The organism is Streptomyces sp. NPDC045470, from assembly GCF_040646595.1.
Lineage (GTDB): Bacteria > Actinomycetota > Actinomycetes > Streptomycetales > Streptomycetaceae > Streptomyces.
The window spans coordinates 451,961-465,746 of record NZ_JBEZAN010000004.1 but is presented as its reverse complement, the minus strand read 5'-3'; the positions used below and the strand labels follow the sequence as shown (position 1 = coordinate 465,746).

The 13,786-nt window shown below is 74.2% G+C and carries 9 protein-coding genes and 1 pseudogene; 3 read left to right on the top strand and 7 right to left on the bottom strand.

Annotated elements, in window-relative coordinates; translation table 11 throughout:
• Positions 1-137: 137 nt before the first annotated feature.
• Together AB0A97_RS16435 and AB0A97_RS16430 are read right to left on the bottom strand one after the other, a co-directional pair.
• Positions 138-941, bottom strand: a complete 804-nt coding sequence (locus AB0A97_RS16435; RefSeq protein WP_361149709.1) for an exodeoxyribonuclease III — start codon at positions 939-941, stop codon at positions 138-140.
• Between the two features lie 126 nt (positions 942-1,067).
• Positions 1,068-1,397 carry a hypothetical protein gene (locus AB0A97_RS16430; RefSeq protein WP_361149706.1) on the bottom strand — a complete coding sequence of 110 codons (330 nt, stop codon included), beginning with the start codon at positions 1,395-1,397 and terminating at the stop codon, positions 1,068-1,070.
• A 266-nt stretch (positions 1,398-1,663) separates the two neighbouring features.
• Between AB0A97_RS16430 and AB0A97_RS16425 the strand changes: the two genes are divergently transcribed.
• Positions 1,664-2,197, top strand: coding sequence for a GNAT family N-acetyltransferase (locus AB0A97_RS16425; protein ID WP_361149704.1), 534 nt, complete (start codon positions 1,664-1,666; stop codon positions 2,195-2,197).
• Positions 2,198-2,231: 34 nt separating this feature from the next.
• On the opposite strand, the gene AB0A97_RS16420 is transcribed toward AB0A97_RS16425, so the two are convergent.
• Both AB0A97_RS16420 and AB0A97_RS16415 read right to left on the bottom strand, forming a co-directional pair.
• Complete coding sequence (locus AB0A97_RS16420) at positions 2,232-4,094, bottom strand: HAMP domain-containing sensor histidine kinase (RefSeq protein WP_361149701.1); 1,863 nt, start codon at positions 4,092-4,094, stop codon at positions 2,232-2,234.
• Positions 4,095-4,100: 6 nt separating this feature from the next.
• Positions 4,101-4,583 (bottom strand): hypothetical protein, encoded by a 483-nt coding sequence (locus AB0A97_RS16415; protein ID WP_361149699.1) that lies wholly within the window; start codon positions 4,581-4,583, stop codon positions 4,101-4,103.
• A 381-nt stretch (positions 4,584-4,964) separates the two neighbouring features.
• On the opposite strand from AB0A97_RS16415, the pseudogene AB0A97_RS16410 reads away from it, so the two are divergent.
• Positions 4,965-5,729 (top strand): annotated as a pseudogene (locus AB0A97_RS16410) (MerR family transcriptional regulator); the annotation flags it as partial.
• An 83-nt stretch (positions 5,730-5,812) separates the two neighbouring features.
• Positions 5,813-7,063: a glycosyltransferase gene (locus AB0A97_RS16405; RefSeq protein ID WP_361149696.1), complete on the top strand. Its 1,251-nt coding sequence runs from the start codon at positions 5,813-5,815 to the stop codon at positions 7,061-7,063.
• A gap of 50 nt (positions 7,064-7,113) precedes the next feature.
• On the opposite strand, the gene AB0A97_RS16400 is transcribed toward AB0A97_RS16405, so the two are convergent.
• The 3 genes from AB0A97_RS16400 to AB0A97_RS16390 form a co-directional block, all read right to left on the bottom strand.
• Positions 7,114-10,194, bottom strand: coding sequence for a glycoside hydrolase family 38 C-terminal domain-containing protein (locus AB0A97_RS16400; RefSeq protein WP_361149693.1), 3,081 nt, complete (start codon positions 10,192-10,194; stop codon positions 7,114-7,116).
• Positions 10,195-10,281: 87 nt separating this feature from the next.
• A complete protein-coding gene (locus tag AB0A97_RS16395) occupies positions 10,282-12,492 on the bottom strand; it encodes an endo-beta-N-acetylglucosaminidase (protein ID WP_361149691.1) in 2,211 nt (736 codons plus the stop codon).
• A gap of 61 nt (positions 12,493-12,553) precedes the next feature.
• Positions 12,554-13,786, bottom strand: a complete 1,233-nt coding sequence (locus AB0A97_RS16390; RefSeq protein WP_361150195.1) for a glycosyl hydrolase — start codon at positions 13,784-13,786, stop codon at positions 12,554-12,556.

The following is a 13,786-nucleotide window of genomic DNA, read 5'->3' as shown; positions in this document are numbered from 1 at the left end:
GGTTTTTATTGGCCGGCGCGGCGCCCGGGGGGGCGGCTGGGCTCCGCGAATGCCCTCTAAGGGGGGTGGGGCGGCCCCGCGGGGGGGGGGGGGGGCGGCCCCCGCCGGGCGCCCGGCGGGGGCCGCGCCACAAGCTCTTACCGCTCGAAGACCGCCGTGACCGGTGCGTGGTCGCTCCAGCGCTGGTCGTGGGTGGCGGCCCGCTCCACGAACGCCTTCACGGCGCGCGCCGCCAGGCCGGGCGTGCTCATGAGGTAGTCGATGCGCCACCCCGCGTCATTGTCGAACGCGCGGCCCCGGTACGACCACCAGGAGTACGGGCCCTCGGTGTCCGGGTGCAGGGCGCGGACGACGTCCACGTAACCGCCCTCGTGCTCGGCGAGGACGCGGGTGAGCCAGGCGCGCTCCTCGGGGAGGAAGCCGGCCTTCTTGCGGTTGGCCTTCCAGTTCTTCAGGTCGGCCTCCTGGTGGGCGATGTTCCAGTCGCCGCACACCAGGACCTCACGGCCGGACGCGGCGGCCCGCTCGCGCAGCGCGGCGAGGTACGGGAGGAACTCGGCCATGAACCGTTCCTTCTCGTCCTGCCGGTCGGTGCCCACCTCGCCGGAGGGGAGGTAGAGGCTGGCCACCGTCACACCGGGCAGGTCGATCTCGACGTACCGGCCGCTGGTGTCGAACTCGGCCGACCCGAATCCGATCTGTACGCGCTCGGGCGCGCGGCGCGAGTAGAGGGAGACACCGGCCCGGCCCTTCGCGGCCGCGGGGGCGTGCACCGTGTGCCAGCCTTCGGGGTCGCGGGCCTCGGCGGGCAACTGGTCCGGCTCGGCGCGCACCTCCTGGAGGCAGATCACGTCGGCGTCCGTCTCCGCCAGCCAGGGAAGGAAGCCCTTCTTGGCCGCGGCGCGCAGGCCGTTGACGTTGACGGTTGTCACAGTTAGCACTACTTGCTCCCTCATCGCGCTGGCGGCAGCGCAGCCTACGCGACGCGAGGGGGCGGAAACGACTCGGCGCTACGCGCGCGCGTGCCCGGCGCGGTGAGCGCCGGGCACGACGGTGAGCCGTTCCGGTCAGTGACAGATCGAGGAGGCCGGGGTCGCGTACAGGTCGCGGTAGCAGGTCGGCAGCCGGTCGGTGTCGGTCTTGTTCACCGCCGTGATGATGTACTTGCCGTCGCGGTCGCCGAGCAGCTGGTACGGCTTGTGCCCCCACCCGATGGTGCCCGGGTAATCCCGCTCGCCGCGGCTGTCGCCGTTGGCGCTGTCGTCGTTCGGCTGGCTGCCGAAGCTGACCGGCGGCGCGGGGTCCGCCGGGGCCGCCGCCACGGCAGCCCCGGTCAGACCGGTTGCGGACAGGGAGAGTACGGCGGCGGCGGTGGCCAGAACGGGACGCAGACGCATGGGTTTCTCCTTCGGTTCAGCGTCAGTGGCGCAGCAGCCGTTCCCCGCCACCGGCCCGTATTGTCCGATCCCGTACCGACACACCCCCATCGGGTGCTTTGGCTCCGCCGAACCGCCGTATGCGGCGGGAGGGCGGGGGCGGGGTCCGGTAGAGGGGACGGGATGCGGACTTCGGAAGAGGCACGCGTCGGTGGCGCGCCGGGCGGGCGCCGGTATCCCGTCCGGCACTCTCGCCCCAACGGCCGGACATCCGTACGATTCATCGGATGGAGATCCGTCCCGTCCCCTATGACCACCCCGACGCCGTCGACCTCGACCGGCTGGTGCAGCGCGAGTACGCGCAGCGGTACGACGACGAGGGCGACATCACGCCGCTCGACCCGGGGATGTTCCGGCCGCCGAACGGCCTGTACCTGCTCGCGTACGAGGACGGGCGCCCGCTGGCCACCGGCGGCTGGCGGGCCCAGGACGCCAACCCCGAGGGCTACGCGGACGGGGACGCCGAGATCAAGCGGATGTTCGTGGTCACGGAGGCCCGCGGGCGCGGTCTGGCCCGGCGCATCCTCGCGGCCCTGGAGGCGGACGCGCGGGCCGCGGGCCGGACCCGGATGGTGCTGGAGACGGGCATCAAGCAGCCCGAGGCGCTGGCGCTGTACGCGTCGTGCGGCTACCGGCCGGTGACGAAGTTCGGGCTGTACCGGATGTACGAGGACAGCCGGTGCCTGGCGAAGTCCCTGGTGTCACCGGGGGACGACGCCGGAGCGCCGACCGGCGCGGGCGTCCGGGCGCACAGCTCGTAGGGCGTGGCGTCCGGGCACCCAGCTCGTACGCCCCTCAGCGGCTCCCCGCGATCAGCTCTTCCACGTACGTGCGCACCTCGGCCGCCGGATAGCGGACGACGCCCTCGCCGATGCCGGCCAGCGCCGCGTCGACCGGGCCCCTGGCCGGTTCCGAGACCTCGGCGACCAGGACGGTGCTGCCCGGCGGCACCTCCGCCGCCAGCATGTCCACGGCCGCGTTGTCCGCGCTGGCCCGTCGTGCGTCGCGCGCGCCGCCGAGCAGGCCGCCGGCACCGAAGCCGACCACGGCGCCCAGCGGCCCGCCCAGCAGTCCGACGAGCCCGCCGAGCAGCCCGCCGACGGCGAAGCCGCGCGCGGTGCCGGTGTGGTCCTCGTTCTCGGGGAAGGTGACGGTGCCGTCGGTGTCCCGGGCGATCACGGTGGCCTCGCGCAGCGTGATCCGGTGTTCGGCGTCCTCGTGGCGCAGCGCGTCCAGGGCGCGTCGCGCCGCGCCCTCCCCGGCGTCGGTGAGGTCCATGAAGAGCACGTTCTCGTCCATCGCGGTGGCTCCAGTGGTCTGCGGTCGACGGTGGGGTACCGGTACGCCTGCTCCGGACGCGGGCGTCTCACACCACTCTTGGTGCGGACGGGCCGCTGCGCATGTCAGGAGCCGTCGGAGGACGAGCCCCCGGAGCCTTCGCAGTCGTCGGCGAGCGACCGGCCGAGGTCCAGCGTCGCCTCGGCCCCTCCCCCCCGCCGGGTTGGCGAACGTCAGCCGCCCGCCCAGCACCCGCGCCTGTCCGGACGCGATGGTCAGCCCGAGGCCGAGCCCGTGACCGTCCGAGCCGCCGCCCGTACGGAAGCGCTGCGGCCCGTGGGCCAGCAGGGCCTCCGGGAAGCCCGGACCGCTGTCGCGGACGCGCAGGACGCCGCGCTCGACCTCGACGGTCACCGGGGCCGCGCCGTGCCGCAGCGCGTTGCCGACCAGGTTGACGAGGATCCGCTCGACCCGCCGCGGGTCGGTCTCCACCAGCCCGTCCGAGAGCACCCGTATCTCCACACCCGCCCCGGCGGCCTCGCCCAGCGCCGCCACCGTCCGCCGCGCCAGCTCGCCCAGCGGCCGCAGCTCCGTGTCGGCCTCCTCGGTACGCGCGTCCAGCCGCGCGACCTCCAGGACGTCCTCCATCAGCCCCCGTACCCGCTGGGCCCGGTCCTGGACCAGCTCGGTGGGGCGCGAGGGCGGCAGCAGGCCGGCGGCCGCCACCAGGCCGGCGACGGGGGTGCGCAGTTCGTGGGCGATGTTCGCGGTGACGTCGCGTTCGGCCTGGAGGCGGGCGGCCAGCGCGTCGGCCATGGTGTTGACCGCGGTGGTGAGCTGGGCTATCTCGTCCTTGCCGCCGCGCGGCAGCCGTGCGGTCAGGTCGCCCTCGGCGATCCGCTGCGCGGTGACCGCCGAGGAGGTCAGCCGCCGTCCCAGCCGGCGGGCGACCAGCAGGCCGACGACGCAGCCCAGCGCGGTGCCCGCGATGCCGGACAGCCACAGGACGCGGTCCAGGCTGCGCAGGGTCTCCCGCTCCCGTACGTAGGGGCGCTTGATCGCGATGACCTCGCCGGCCAGCTCGGTCGCGGCCCAGAGATGCGGCTTGGGGCCGTCGGGTTCCAGGTAGACGCCGCGTTTGCCGTGCGCGACGGCGTCCTTCAGCGGGCCGGGGAGGTCGGGCGGGTCGATGATCGCCCGGCCGGTGTCGACACCGGCCGCCCGGTCCTGCACCAGGCTCTGCAGCCGCCCGTCGATCGATTCGGCCGCCAGGTCGAACTGCGCGTCCACGGTCCGGTTGTGCACGAGCACGCCGATGAGGACCGCGACCACGGCGGCCGTGGCGGCGATCGCTATGCCGATCTTCGCGCGCAACCCCATGGCGGCCTAGAACTCCGGGGTGTGCAGGCTGACCCTGCCCAGCTCGGCGGCCTTCTCCGGCGGCAGGCGGTCGGAGACGAGGGTGGCGCTCGAATAGAAGGCCGGCCGGTGCTGCCGGTCCGGCCCGTCCTGCTTGAGCAGGCCGCTGAGCGTCACCTCGACCGGGTACGGCTGTTCCCCGCACGCGGGACGGCACCAGGCGCCGCTGAGTCCTCCGGTGGCCTTGGCGGTCGCGTCGCCCCAGGACGTCCAGTGCAGGCCGGTCAGGCTCACCGAGTCGGTGAGCACGAAGGAGGCGGGGCGCTGCAACGGGCGGCGTGCCGCGTCGGAGACGTAAACGGGTTCGGTGACCTCGGCCGGACCGGCCGGCGGTGAGGGCGACACTGCGGGGCCCGCCACCCGCAGGCCGCGCGGGTCGGAGCAGCCGGACAGCAGCAGCGCGGCCGCGGACATCGCGGCGACGCAGGCGGTCGCGGTGAGTGAGCGCACGTGTCCCTCGGTCGGCTGGGGGGGCTTCGGGGTGGCACCGGAGTGCCGTCGGGGCGCCGTGAGGAGCCATGGACTGGACTTGTGGGCTTTTACGACAAAGGTAACCGTGTCCGCCCAGATTGCCCTCACGCTAAGCAGCCCGTTTCACGGCAGTCCCACGGCCGTGTAACAGGGGTCCATCGGTGGAGTGAGCTCGGTCGGTGGTGTGCGGTCGGACGATGGTGTGCGGTCCAGCGGTGGCTCGCGGGAGCCGCCGGGACCGGCTCCGTCCGGACGACCGGCCCCCGCTTGACCCTCCCCCCACGTCAGGCCGCAGTCTGTGCCCGTACGGCACGGGCCGTACGGCGGCCCCCGGCGGGCCGTGGCACGAGAGGCGGTTCCATGGCGTACTCGGTCGGGCAGGTCTCCGGCTTCGCGGGCATCACGGTCCGCACCCTGCACCACTACGACAAGACCGGTCTGCTCTCCCCCAGCGCCCGCAGTCCCGCCGGATACCGCCGCTACGACGACGCCGACCTGGCCCGCCTCCAGCAGATCCTCTTCTACCGGCAGCTCGGCTTCGGCCTCGACGAGATCGCCGCCGTCCTCCGGGACCCGCAGGCCGACGCCTTGGACCACCTGCGCGCCCGGCACCGCCTGCTCAAGGAGCAGATCACCGAGCTGCAACGGCTGGTCGAGGTCGCCGAACGGGCGATGGAGGTGCAGCGTACGGGGGTGGAGCTGACGCCCGAGGAGCGTTTCGAGGTCTTCGGCGAGGTCACCTTCGACCTCAGTTACGCCACCGAGGCACACCTGAAGTGGCAGCACAGCGCGGGCCACCAGCAGTCCATGGCGCGGGCCGCCGCGCACACCAAGGAGGACTGGGCGCGGATCATGGCCGAGGCCGGCGCGTGGCGGCACCGGCTGCTCGCCGCCTTCGATGCCGGGGAGCCCGCCGACGGCGAGCGGGCCATGGACCTGGCCGAGGAGCACCGCGCCCACCTCACCCGCTGGTTCACCCCGTGCCCCACCGACATGCACTGCCGGATCGCCGACGACTTCACGGCCGACCCACGGGCCTACGCGCTCGTCGTACCGCCGTCCCAGCAGCGTCCCGGCCTCGCCGCGTACCTGCGGGCGGCGGTGCACGCCAACGCGGTACGCCAAGGCCCCGCTCCCGCCCCGCCCGGAACGCTCCCGCCCGCAGCCGTCCCGCCCGAAACCCTCCCGCCCTTCTCCCCGGAGCCGTCATGCAGATCCTCGTCACGGCGGCCGGTTCGTACGGCGACGTCGCCCCGTACACCGGCCTCGGCGCCCGCCTCCAGGAGGCCGGGCACACCGTCGCGCTGGCCGCCGACGCCTCGTACGCGCCGCTCGTACGCGCCGCCGGGCTGGAGTTCCGGGCGCTGCCCGCCGACCCCCGAAGGGAACGGAACGGGGCTTCCGGCGGGAAGCGGGAGCTGATGCGCCGGGCCGCCGCCTTCACCCGGGAGCTCGGCCCCGGCCTCGCCGATGCCGCCGCCCAGGGCGCCGACCTGCTGCTCCTGTCCGCGACCACCGCCCCGCTCGGCCGGCACGCCGCCGAGGCGATGGACATCCCGTTCCTCGACCTGCCCCTCCAGCCGAACGCGCCCACCGGCGACTTCCCGCCCGTGGTCGCGGGTACCCGCTCGCTGGGCCGCCGGGGCAACCGCGCCGCCGGCCGTCTCTCCCTGCGGGTGGTGGACCGCCTGTACGCGGACGGGGTACGGGAGCTACGGGCCCGGCTGGGCCTGCCGCCCGTTTCGACGGGCGCGCTGCGCCGCCGCCGGGACGCGGACCGCCGTACGGTGCTGCACGGCGTCAGCCCCGTACTCGTCCCCCGGCCCACGGACTGGCGCCCCGGCCTGGAACTGGTCGGCAACTGGTGGCCGTACACCGCACCCGACGCCGCCCTCCCACCCGCGCTGGAGGACTTCCTCGCGGCGGGCCCGCCGCCCGTCTTCGTCGGCTTCGGCAGCATGGCGGCGGGGGCGGGGGACGACGGCACGGCCGCGCGGCTGACGGCGAACGTCGTCGCCGCCCTCCGCCGCGCCAGGGTGCGCGGCGTGCTCCAGTCCGGCTGGGCGGGCCTGGCCGGCCCGGAGACCGGCGACGACGTCCTGACCGTCGGCGAGGTGCCGCACGCCCTCCTCTTCCCGCGTACGGCGGCCGTCGTGCACCACGCGGGCGCGGGCACGACGGCCGCCGCACTGCGGGCCGGGGTCCCGGCCGTGCCGGTACCGGTCACCGCCGACCAGCCGTTCTGGGCCGCCCGGCTGGCGGCGGTGGGCGCCGGTACCGGTCCGGTGCCGTTCCGCGCGCTGGCGGAGGAGGAAGGCGCACCGGACCTCTTGGCGGAGGCCGTCGCGCGCGCCGTACGGGAGCCCGCCCACCGCGCTGCCGCCACCGGGATCGCACGGCGCATGGCGGCGGAGGACGGCGCGGGTGAGGTGCTGAAGGCGGTGGAGAACGGGGGGTGAGGGGGACGGGGCAGCCGGGCCCGCAGGACTCCGGCCGCCCCGCCTTCTTGTCAGCCCGCCGCGCGCGACAGCCGTACGGTCACGATCTGGAACGGCCGCAGCGTGAGCGCCACCTGTCCGTCCCGTACCTCACCGACGGCCGAACCGGCCGTCTCCCGCTCCAGCAGATCCGTCTCCACGGCACCCGCCACCGGGAACCCGGCCGTGAGCGTCGCCGAGGCCCGGCCGCCGTGCGACTCGTACAGCCGGACCACGACGTCGCCGCTGCGGTCCTCGGCCAGCTTCACGGCCTCCGCCACCACCGCGTCGTTGTCGACCGCGACCAGCGGCTCGACCGGCCCGCCACCCCGCACCGTGCGTTCGGGCAGGTTGATCCGGTGCCCCTCCCGTACCGCGTCGCCGACCGTCGCGCCGGGCGCGAGCGCGTACCGCAGGCGGTGCCGGCCCTGGTCGGTCTCCGGGTCCGGGTAGCGGGGCGCCCGCAGCACGGACAGCCGTACGGTCGTGGTCTGGCCGCCGTCCGGACGGATGTCGCGGGTGACGTCGTGCCCGTACGTGGAGTCGTTGACCAGGGCCGCGCCCCAGCCCGGTTCCTCGACCTGGATCCAGCGGTGCGCGCAGATCTCGAACTTGGCGGCCTCCCAGGACGTGTTGGTGTGGGTGGCGCGGAAGACGTGCCCGAACTGGGTCTCGGAGGCGGACCGGTCGGCCTTCACGTCCAGCGGGAAGGCGGCCTTGAGGAACGTCTCGGTCTCCCGCCAGTCCACCTCGGTGTCGATCTCCAGGACCTTGGCGCCGGAGCGCAGGGTCAGGGTCTGCACGACGGTGGAGCCGTGCCCGAAGGACCGGGCGACCTTGACCCGTACCTCGTGCGGGCCGGCCGCGTCGACCGTCAGCTCGTCCACGGACACCAGGTCGGTGACGTTGTGCCGGTAGAACTCGTCCACGTCCCAGGCGTCCCACATGTTGGGGAAGTCCGGGTGGATCTGGAGGAGGTTGGCCGCCGCGCCCGGTGCCACGGCCTCCCGTCCGGCCTCGATGTCATATGCCGACACGACCAGCCCGCGCGCGTCGATCTCGATCCGCAGCCGGCCGTTGGCGAGGCGGTGGCCGCCGGTGGCCCGGCCGTCCACGGTCAGCGGCTCGACGGTCACCGGGCGTACGGAGGCGGGCGCACCGCTCCGGCCGGGCGCCTGTCCGGGTGCGGGCTGCGCGCCGCCCGCCGGAACGCCGCCGCGCGCGTGCGGTGCCGCGTTGAAGACGATCTCCCGGGTGCCGGGCCCGGCCAGCGCGGTCTGCGCGGCGCGGACGATCCCGGTCAGCTCCTCGCGCACCCGCGCGTACGTGTCGCGGGCCTCCCGGTGCACCCAGGCGATCGACGAGCCGGGCAGGATGTCGTGGAACTGGTGCAGCAGCACCGTCTTCCAGATCCGCTCCAGGTCCTCGTACGGGTAGGTGTACGCGTGGCCCGGCACCCGCACGGCGGCGGTGGCGGCCCACAGCTCGGCCTCGCGCAGCAGGGACTCACTGTGCCGGTTGCCCTGCTTGGTCTTGGCCTGCGAGGTGTACGTGCCGCGGTGCAGCTCCAGGTACAGCTCGCCCGCCCACACCGGCGCGTCCGGGTACTCCGCGTGCGCCTTCTCGAAGAACGCGTCGGGCCGCTCGATCTCGACCCGCGGCGAGCCCTCCAGATCCCGCAGCCGGGCCGCGCGGGCCAGCATCTCGCGGGTGGCGCCGCCACCGCCGTCACCCCACCCGAAGGGCGCCAGCGACCGCTTACCCCGGCCCTTCTCACGGTAGTTGCGGGCCGCGTGTGCCATCTCCTTGCCGCCGAGGTCGGAGTTGTAGGTGTCGACGGGCGGGAAGTGGGTGAAGACGCGGGTGCCGTCGATGCCCTCCCACCAGAAGGTGTGGTGCGGGAACTTGTTGACCTGGCTCCAGGAGATCTTCTGCGTCAGGAACCACGTCGAGCCGGACAGCTTCACGAGCTGCGGCATGGCCGCCGTGTAGCCGAAGGAGTCCGGCAGCCACACCTCCTTCGTCTCGATCCCGAACTCGTCGAGGAAGAACTTCTTCCCGTACAGGAACTGCCGGGCCATCGCCTCGCCGCCGACCATGTTGGTGTCCGACTCCACCCACATGCCGCCGACCGGCACGAACTGCCCCGCCTCGATCTTCGCCTTGACCCTGGCGAACACCTCGGGCCGGTGCTCCTTGATCCAGGCGAGCTGCTGTGCCTGCGACATGGCGAAGACGAACTCGGGGTGCTCGTCCATCAGGTTGACCATGTTCGAGGACGTACGGGCCACCTTGCGTACCGTCTCGCGCAGCGGCCACAGCCAGGCGGAGTCGATGTGCGCGTGGCCGACCGCGCTGACGCGGTGCGCCGAGGCGTGGGCCGGGGACGCGAGGACGTCCGTGAGCTGCTCGCGCGCCCGCGCGGCGGTGCCGGGGATGTCCTTCAGGTCGACGGCGTCCAGGGCCCGCTCGACGGCGCGCAGGATGCCGTGGCGGCGCGCGTCGGCCACGTCCAGCTCCCGCATCAGGCTGCCCAGCACCTCCAGATCCTGGACGAGTTCCCAGACCTCGGTCTCGAAGACGACGAGGTCCATCCGCCGCAGCCGGTACAGCGGCGCGTGGCTCGCGGTGAGCCGGTCGCCCTCGTAGGTGGGCCGGTGGTCCGCCAGGACGGGGTTGGAGGCCGCCTCCACGTACAGCTCGACCGCCTCGTCGCCGGTGGCGGCCTCGGCGATGCGCACCCAGTCGTTGCGCGGGTTCAGGCCCTTCACCGCCTCGCCGTCCGCCCGGTAGACCAGGCCCTCGCACTGGAAGCCGGGCATGTTCGCGTCGAAGCCGAGGTCCAGTACGGCTTCGACGGTGCGTCCGGCCCACTCCGCCGGGACCTGCCCGGTGACCCGGAACCAGGTGGTGCCCCAGGCGGGCCCCCACCCCTCCCCGGTCTTCGTCGGTTCGTAGGTGGCGGCCAGTCCCTCGGCCGGCGGCACCGGCTCGCCCGGCGCCTCCCAGCGCTCGACCGTCAGCGGCACGGACCGGCTGCGGACGGCGGGCACGATGCGGTCGTTCAGGACACGGCGTAGACGGTGTTCCACGATGCTGCGGTCGTCGTGCATGAGGGTGCTCCGGTGGGTGTGTGGCGGGTGGGGGTGGGTGTGCGGTGGTACGCGTCCTGCGGAGTTTCTGCCCCTCGGGCGAGTGGCTTACCAGGTGAATACGGCCGTGGCGGCCGCCGACGAGCCGTACAGCTCGCCGACCGCCCGCACCTCCAGCCGGGTTCCCGGCTCGCCGTCCGTCCGCCGCAGTGCGGGCAGATAGAAGGCCGTGCCGCAGGTCCCGCCAAGGAAGCGGCGCTTTCCGTCCGGGAGGGTTTGGTGCACTTCGTAGTGCCTTACGGGCACGCCCTTGGCCGAGTGCCGTACGGGCACGCCCTTGGCCGACGGCTGCCAGGTGAGCCGCAGTTCGGCCGTGCCGTCACCCGTGACGCGTGCTGCGGCGATCTTCACGGCGCCCGGTGGCGCGGGCGTGTGCGCGGCCGGTTCACCGTCCCGTACCGCGAGGGCGCCCAGCCGCCAGCGCACGGGCGCGCCGCCGGGCGCCCCCAGCCGCACACCGAGCGCGTACGCGGTACGGCCGGGCCCGTCCCCGATCCGTACGGTGGAGGTGACCCAGCCGTCCGCGGCCCGGACGGTCCGGGCCGGCATCCGGCGGAACTGCGGCCGCCCGCCGGCCTTCGCGGGCTCCGCGTACGCCACGGCCGCCTCCACGGTGACCGCCGCCGAGCCCTCGTCGGCCCGGTGGGTGATCTCCAGGACGGTGCCGGCGCGCAGGGGCAGCCGCGTGCGGTACAGCTCCAGCGTCACGGGACGGTCGAGCGTGCCGTCCACGAGCAGGCTGCTGCCGCCGCGCCACGCCGCCCCGAAGTCGAAGCCGACCGCGGGCCGCCGGAACGTTCCACCGCCGTCCGCCCACAGCGCCCACCGCCGCCCGGGCAGCCGGTCCTGAAGGCCGAGGTGGTTCCACTCGGCCTCACCGGTCCGCACCCCGTCCTCGTACCAGGCCGTCCCGTGACCGGTGTTGAAGGCGGAGGCGAACGGTACGGACGTGACGGTCGAGCGGTCCGCGACCGTACGGGCGGCCGGGCGCCAGGAGCCCGGCCCGGCGGGCGCCGACGGGTCGGTGTTCCGCCCGCCCCAGAACTGGTCGTCGCGCGCGTGGAACGCTCCGGGCGCCTCGCCGGAGCGCCGCGTCCACTCCGGCCGGTAGAGCCCGTACGACACCACGTGGTCACGGCCCTCCGGCACGAAGGCGTCCCAGTTCACGCGCGAGTCCCAGCCGCTGGCCTCGACGTCGACACCGGCCCACAGCTCGTACGGCGAACGTCCCAGCCGCCGGGCGTACGCGGCCGACGACGCCAGCCGGGACGCGCTCCACCGGAAGTCCACGAACAGCGTGTCGGACAGCTTCTCGGCCCCGCGCTGGAAGAACATCGCGTTCTTGTCGTTCAGCGCGCCCTGCCAGCCGACCCGGCCGTCCGCGTTGAACGCGTCGTACCAGGTGATGCGCAGTTCGGGCGCGCCCTTGCGCAGCGCCCGCACGAAGTCGGCGAACTGCCGGGCCAGCGCGGGGTCGCCGCCGTCGGTCTCACCGTTGAGGAACCAGCCGTCGAAGCCGTACGTACGGGCCACCTGGATCAGCTTGTCCGCCAGCGGGAAACGGCCGAGCGCGTCCTGCTGGACCAGCTCGCGCGTCCAGGTCAGCTCGCCGCCGTACGCGGTGGGCGGGAGGAAGACGTTGCCCAGCACGGGCACGCCGTTGCGGTGCGCGGCGTCGGTGACCGGGGCGTTGGGGGCGAGGATGACGCCCTCGCCCGACGAGCCGCCCCAGAAGACCAGTTCGTCCAGGTAGGCCCAGTGGCTGAGGGCGTAGTAGTCCGCTTTCGGGCTGCCCTGGGAAGGGTTCCGGGCCGTCCCCGCGAAGGAGACGAGCGCCGAGACACGGGCCTGGTCGGTGCGGGCGGTGAGGTTGGCGGGCACCGGCGCGAAACGTTTGGCCAAGGGCACGGTCGCGACGTTGTACGGCAGGTCCGCGTCGTCCTGCGGACGCCAGCTCTTCAGGCTGCGCCAGACCGCGCCCGGGTCGGGCTCGCGGCCCTCGGGGAAGCTGTCGGGGAACCAGTAGGAGGCGTACGGCTGGAGGAAACCTGCCGCCTTCGGGGTCTGTTCCCGTCCCGCCGCTGCGGAGGCGTCCGCCCGTACAGCCCCTCTGGAGGCGTCCGCCCGTACGGCCGCTCCCGCGCTCCCGGAGGTCAGCGGCAGCGCCAGACCCGCCGCCGCGGCCCCGGCGACCAGCTTGCGCCGGGACGGCCCCTGCTCAGAGCCCTTGCCCCGCCCCGCATCCCGTCGTGCGTCCATTGCGTCCTCCACCGCTCGTCCCGCTCTCCGGTCATGTCCGCGCCCGTACTGCTCCGCTCCGTCACTTCACGTCCGAGGGCCACACCACCTCCGTGATCCCCCGTCCCGCCAGGTACGCGGCGTCCCGCGCCCGGTCCGCCAGGACGGCTCCCGCCCGTACGCCCTGGCCGGCCAGCCGTACCCACGCCTCGAAGAAGGGCCCGCCCGGCGCGCACACCGACCGGTGCGGCGCCGTGCCGGTGTCTCCCGCGTCCAGGACGAGCGCGGTGGTGCGGCGTACCGGCCGCGGCGGCTCCGCGCGCAGCCGGGCCGCCGCTTCGGCGACCGCGCGCCCGGCCGGTTTGACCGCGCCGTCCGAGGTGAGCAGCCCGAGCCCGTACTCCAGCTCAGGGAAGTCCGCCAGCTCGCGGGACACGTCGTGCGAGCACCACCACGTGATGCCGGACAGCTCCTCGCAGGTCAGGGCGTTGTCGAGGGTGGCGGTGGCGAACGCGGCGGCGTGTTCGGGCGGTACGAGCGGGGCGGGGGCGCCGACCTCCTGGAGCCAGACCGGGCGCGCCGGGCCGTCGGCCCAGGCCGTGGCCACCTGGATCAAGTACTCGGCCAGCCGTACCGTCGCGGTCCCGTCGTGACCGTGCCGCTGGGCCGTGCCGTTGAAGACCCAGGAGTGGAGGGTGGTGGCCCGGCCGAGGCGTGCGGCCTGGGCGGGGGTGAAGGGGTGGCCGTCCTGGAACCACACCGCGTCGTACTCGGCGTGGGTGTGCAGCCGTCCCGGCGCGGCCCGCTCGCACACGTCCAGCAGCCGGGTCAGCCACTGCCCGGCCTCCTCGTACGTGCACGGGTCGGGGTCCGGGTGCGGCGGCCCCGAGAACTGGTTGATCTCGTTTCCCAGCGTCATACCCAGGAAGTTGGGACGGCCGGCCAGGGATGTCGCGAGGGTTTCCAGGTAACGGGCCGCGCCGTCGATCGCCTCCGGGTCGGTGAACATGTTGCGCCGGTGCCAGGTGCGCAGCCAGGACGGTACGAAGTCGAAGCTGGACAGGTGGCCCTGGAGGGCGTCCACGGCGACGTCCAGGCCGCTCTCCGCGGCGGCGTCCACCAGTTGACCCAGTTGTCCGACGGCGCGCGGGCGGATGAGGGAACGGTTCGGCTGGAAGACCGGCCAGAGGGCGAAGACCCGGACGTGGTCCAGGCCGAGCGCCGCGAGGGCGGCCAGGTCGCGGCGTACGGCGTCGAGGTCGAAATCCAGCCAGTGGTGGAACCAGCCCTGGCTGGGCGTGTAGTTGGCGCCCAT

Coding starts and splice junctions, on each gene's coding strand:
- AB0A97_RS16430 (WP_361149706.1), bottom strand. CDS start 1,397: ATGCGTCTGCGTCCCGTTCTGGCCACCGCCGCCGCCGTACTCTCCCTG.
- AB0A97_RS16425 (WP_361149704.1), top strand. CDS start 1,664: ATGGAGATCCGTCCCGTCCCCTATGACCACCCCGACGCCGTCGACCTC.
- AB0A97_RS16420 (WP_361149701.1), bottom strand. CDS start 4,094: ATGGGGTTGCGCGCGAAGATCGGCATAGCGATCGCCGCCACGGCCGCC.
- AB0A97_RS16405 (WP_361149696.1), top strand. CDS start 5,813: ATGCAGATCCTCGTCACGGCGGCCGGTTCGTACGGCGACGTCGCCCCG.
- AB0A97_RS16400 (WP_361149693.1), bottom strand. CDS start 10,194: ATGCACGACGACCGCAGCATCGTGGAACACCGTCTACGCCGTGTCCTG.
- AB0A97_RS16395 (WP_361149691.1), bottom strand. CDS start 12,492: ATGGACGCACGACGGGATGCGGGGCGGGGCAAGGGCTCTGAGCAGGGG.
- AB0A97_RS16390 (WP_361150195.1), bottom strand. CDS start 13,786: ATGGGCGCCAACTACACGCCCAGCCAGGGCTGGTTCCACCACTGGCTG.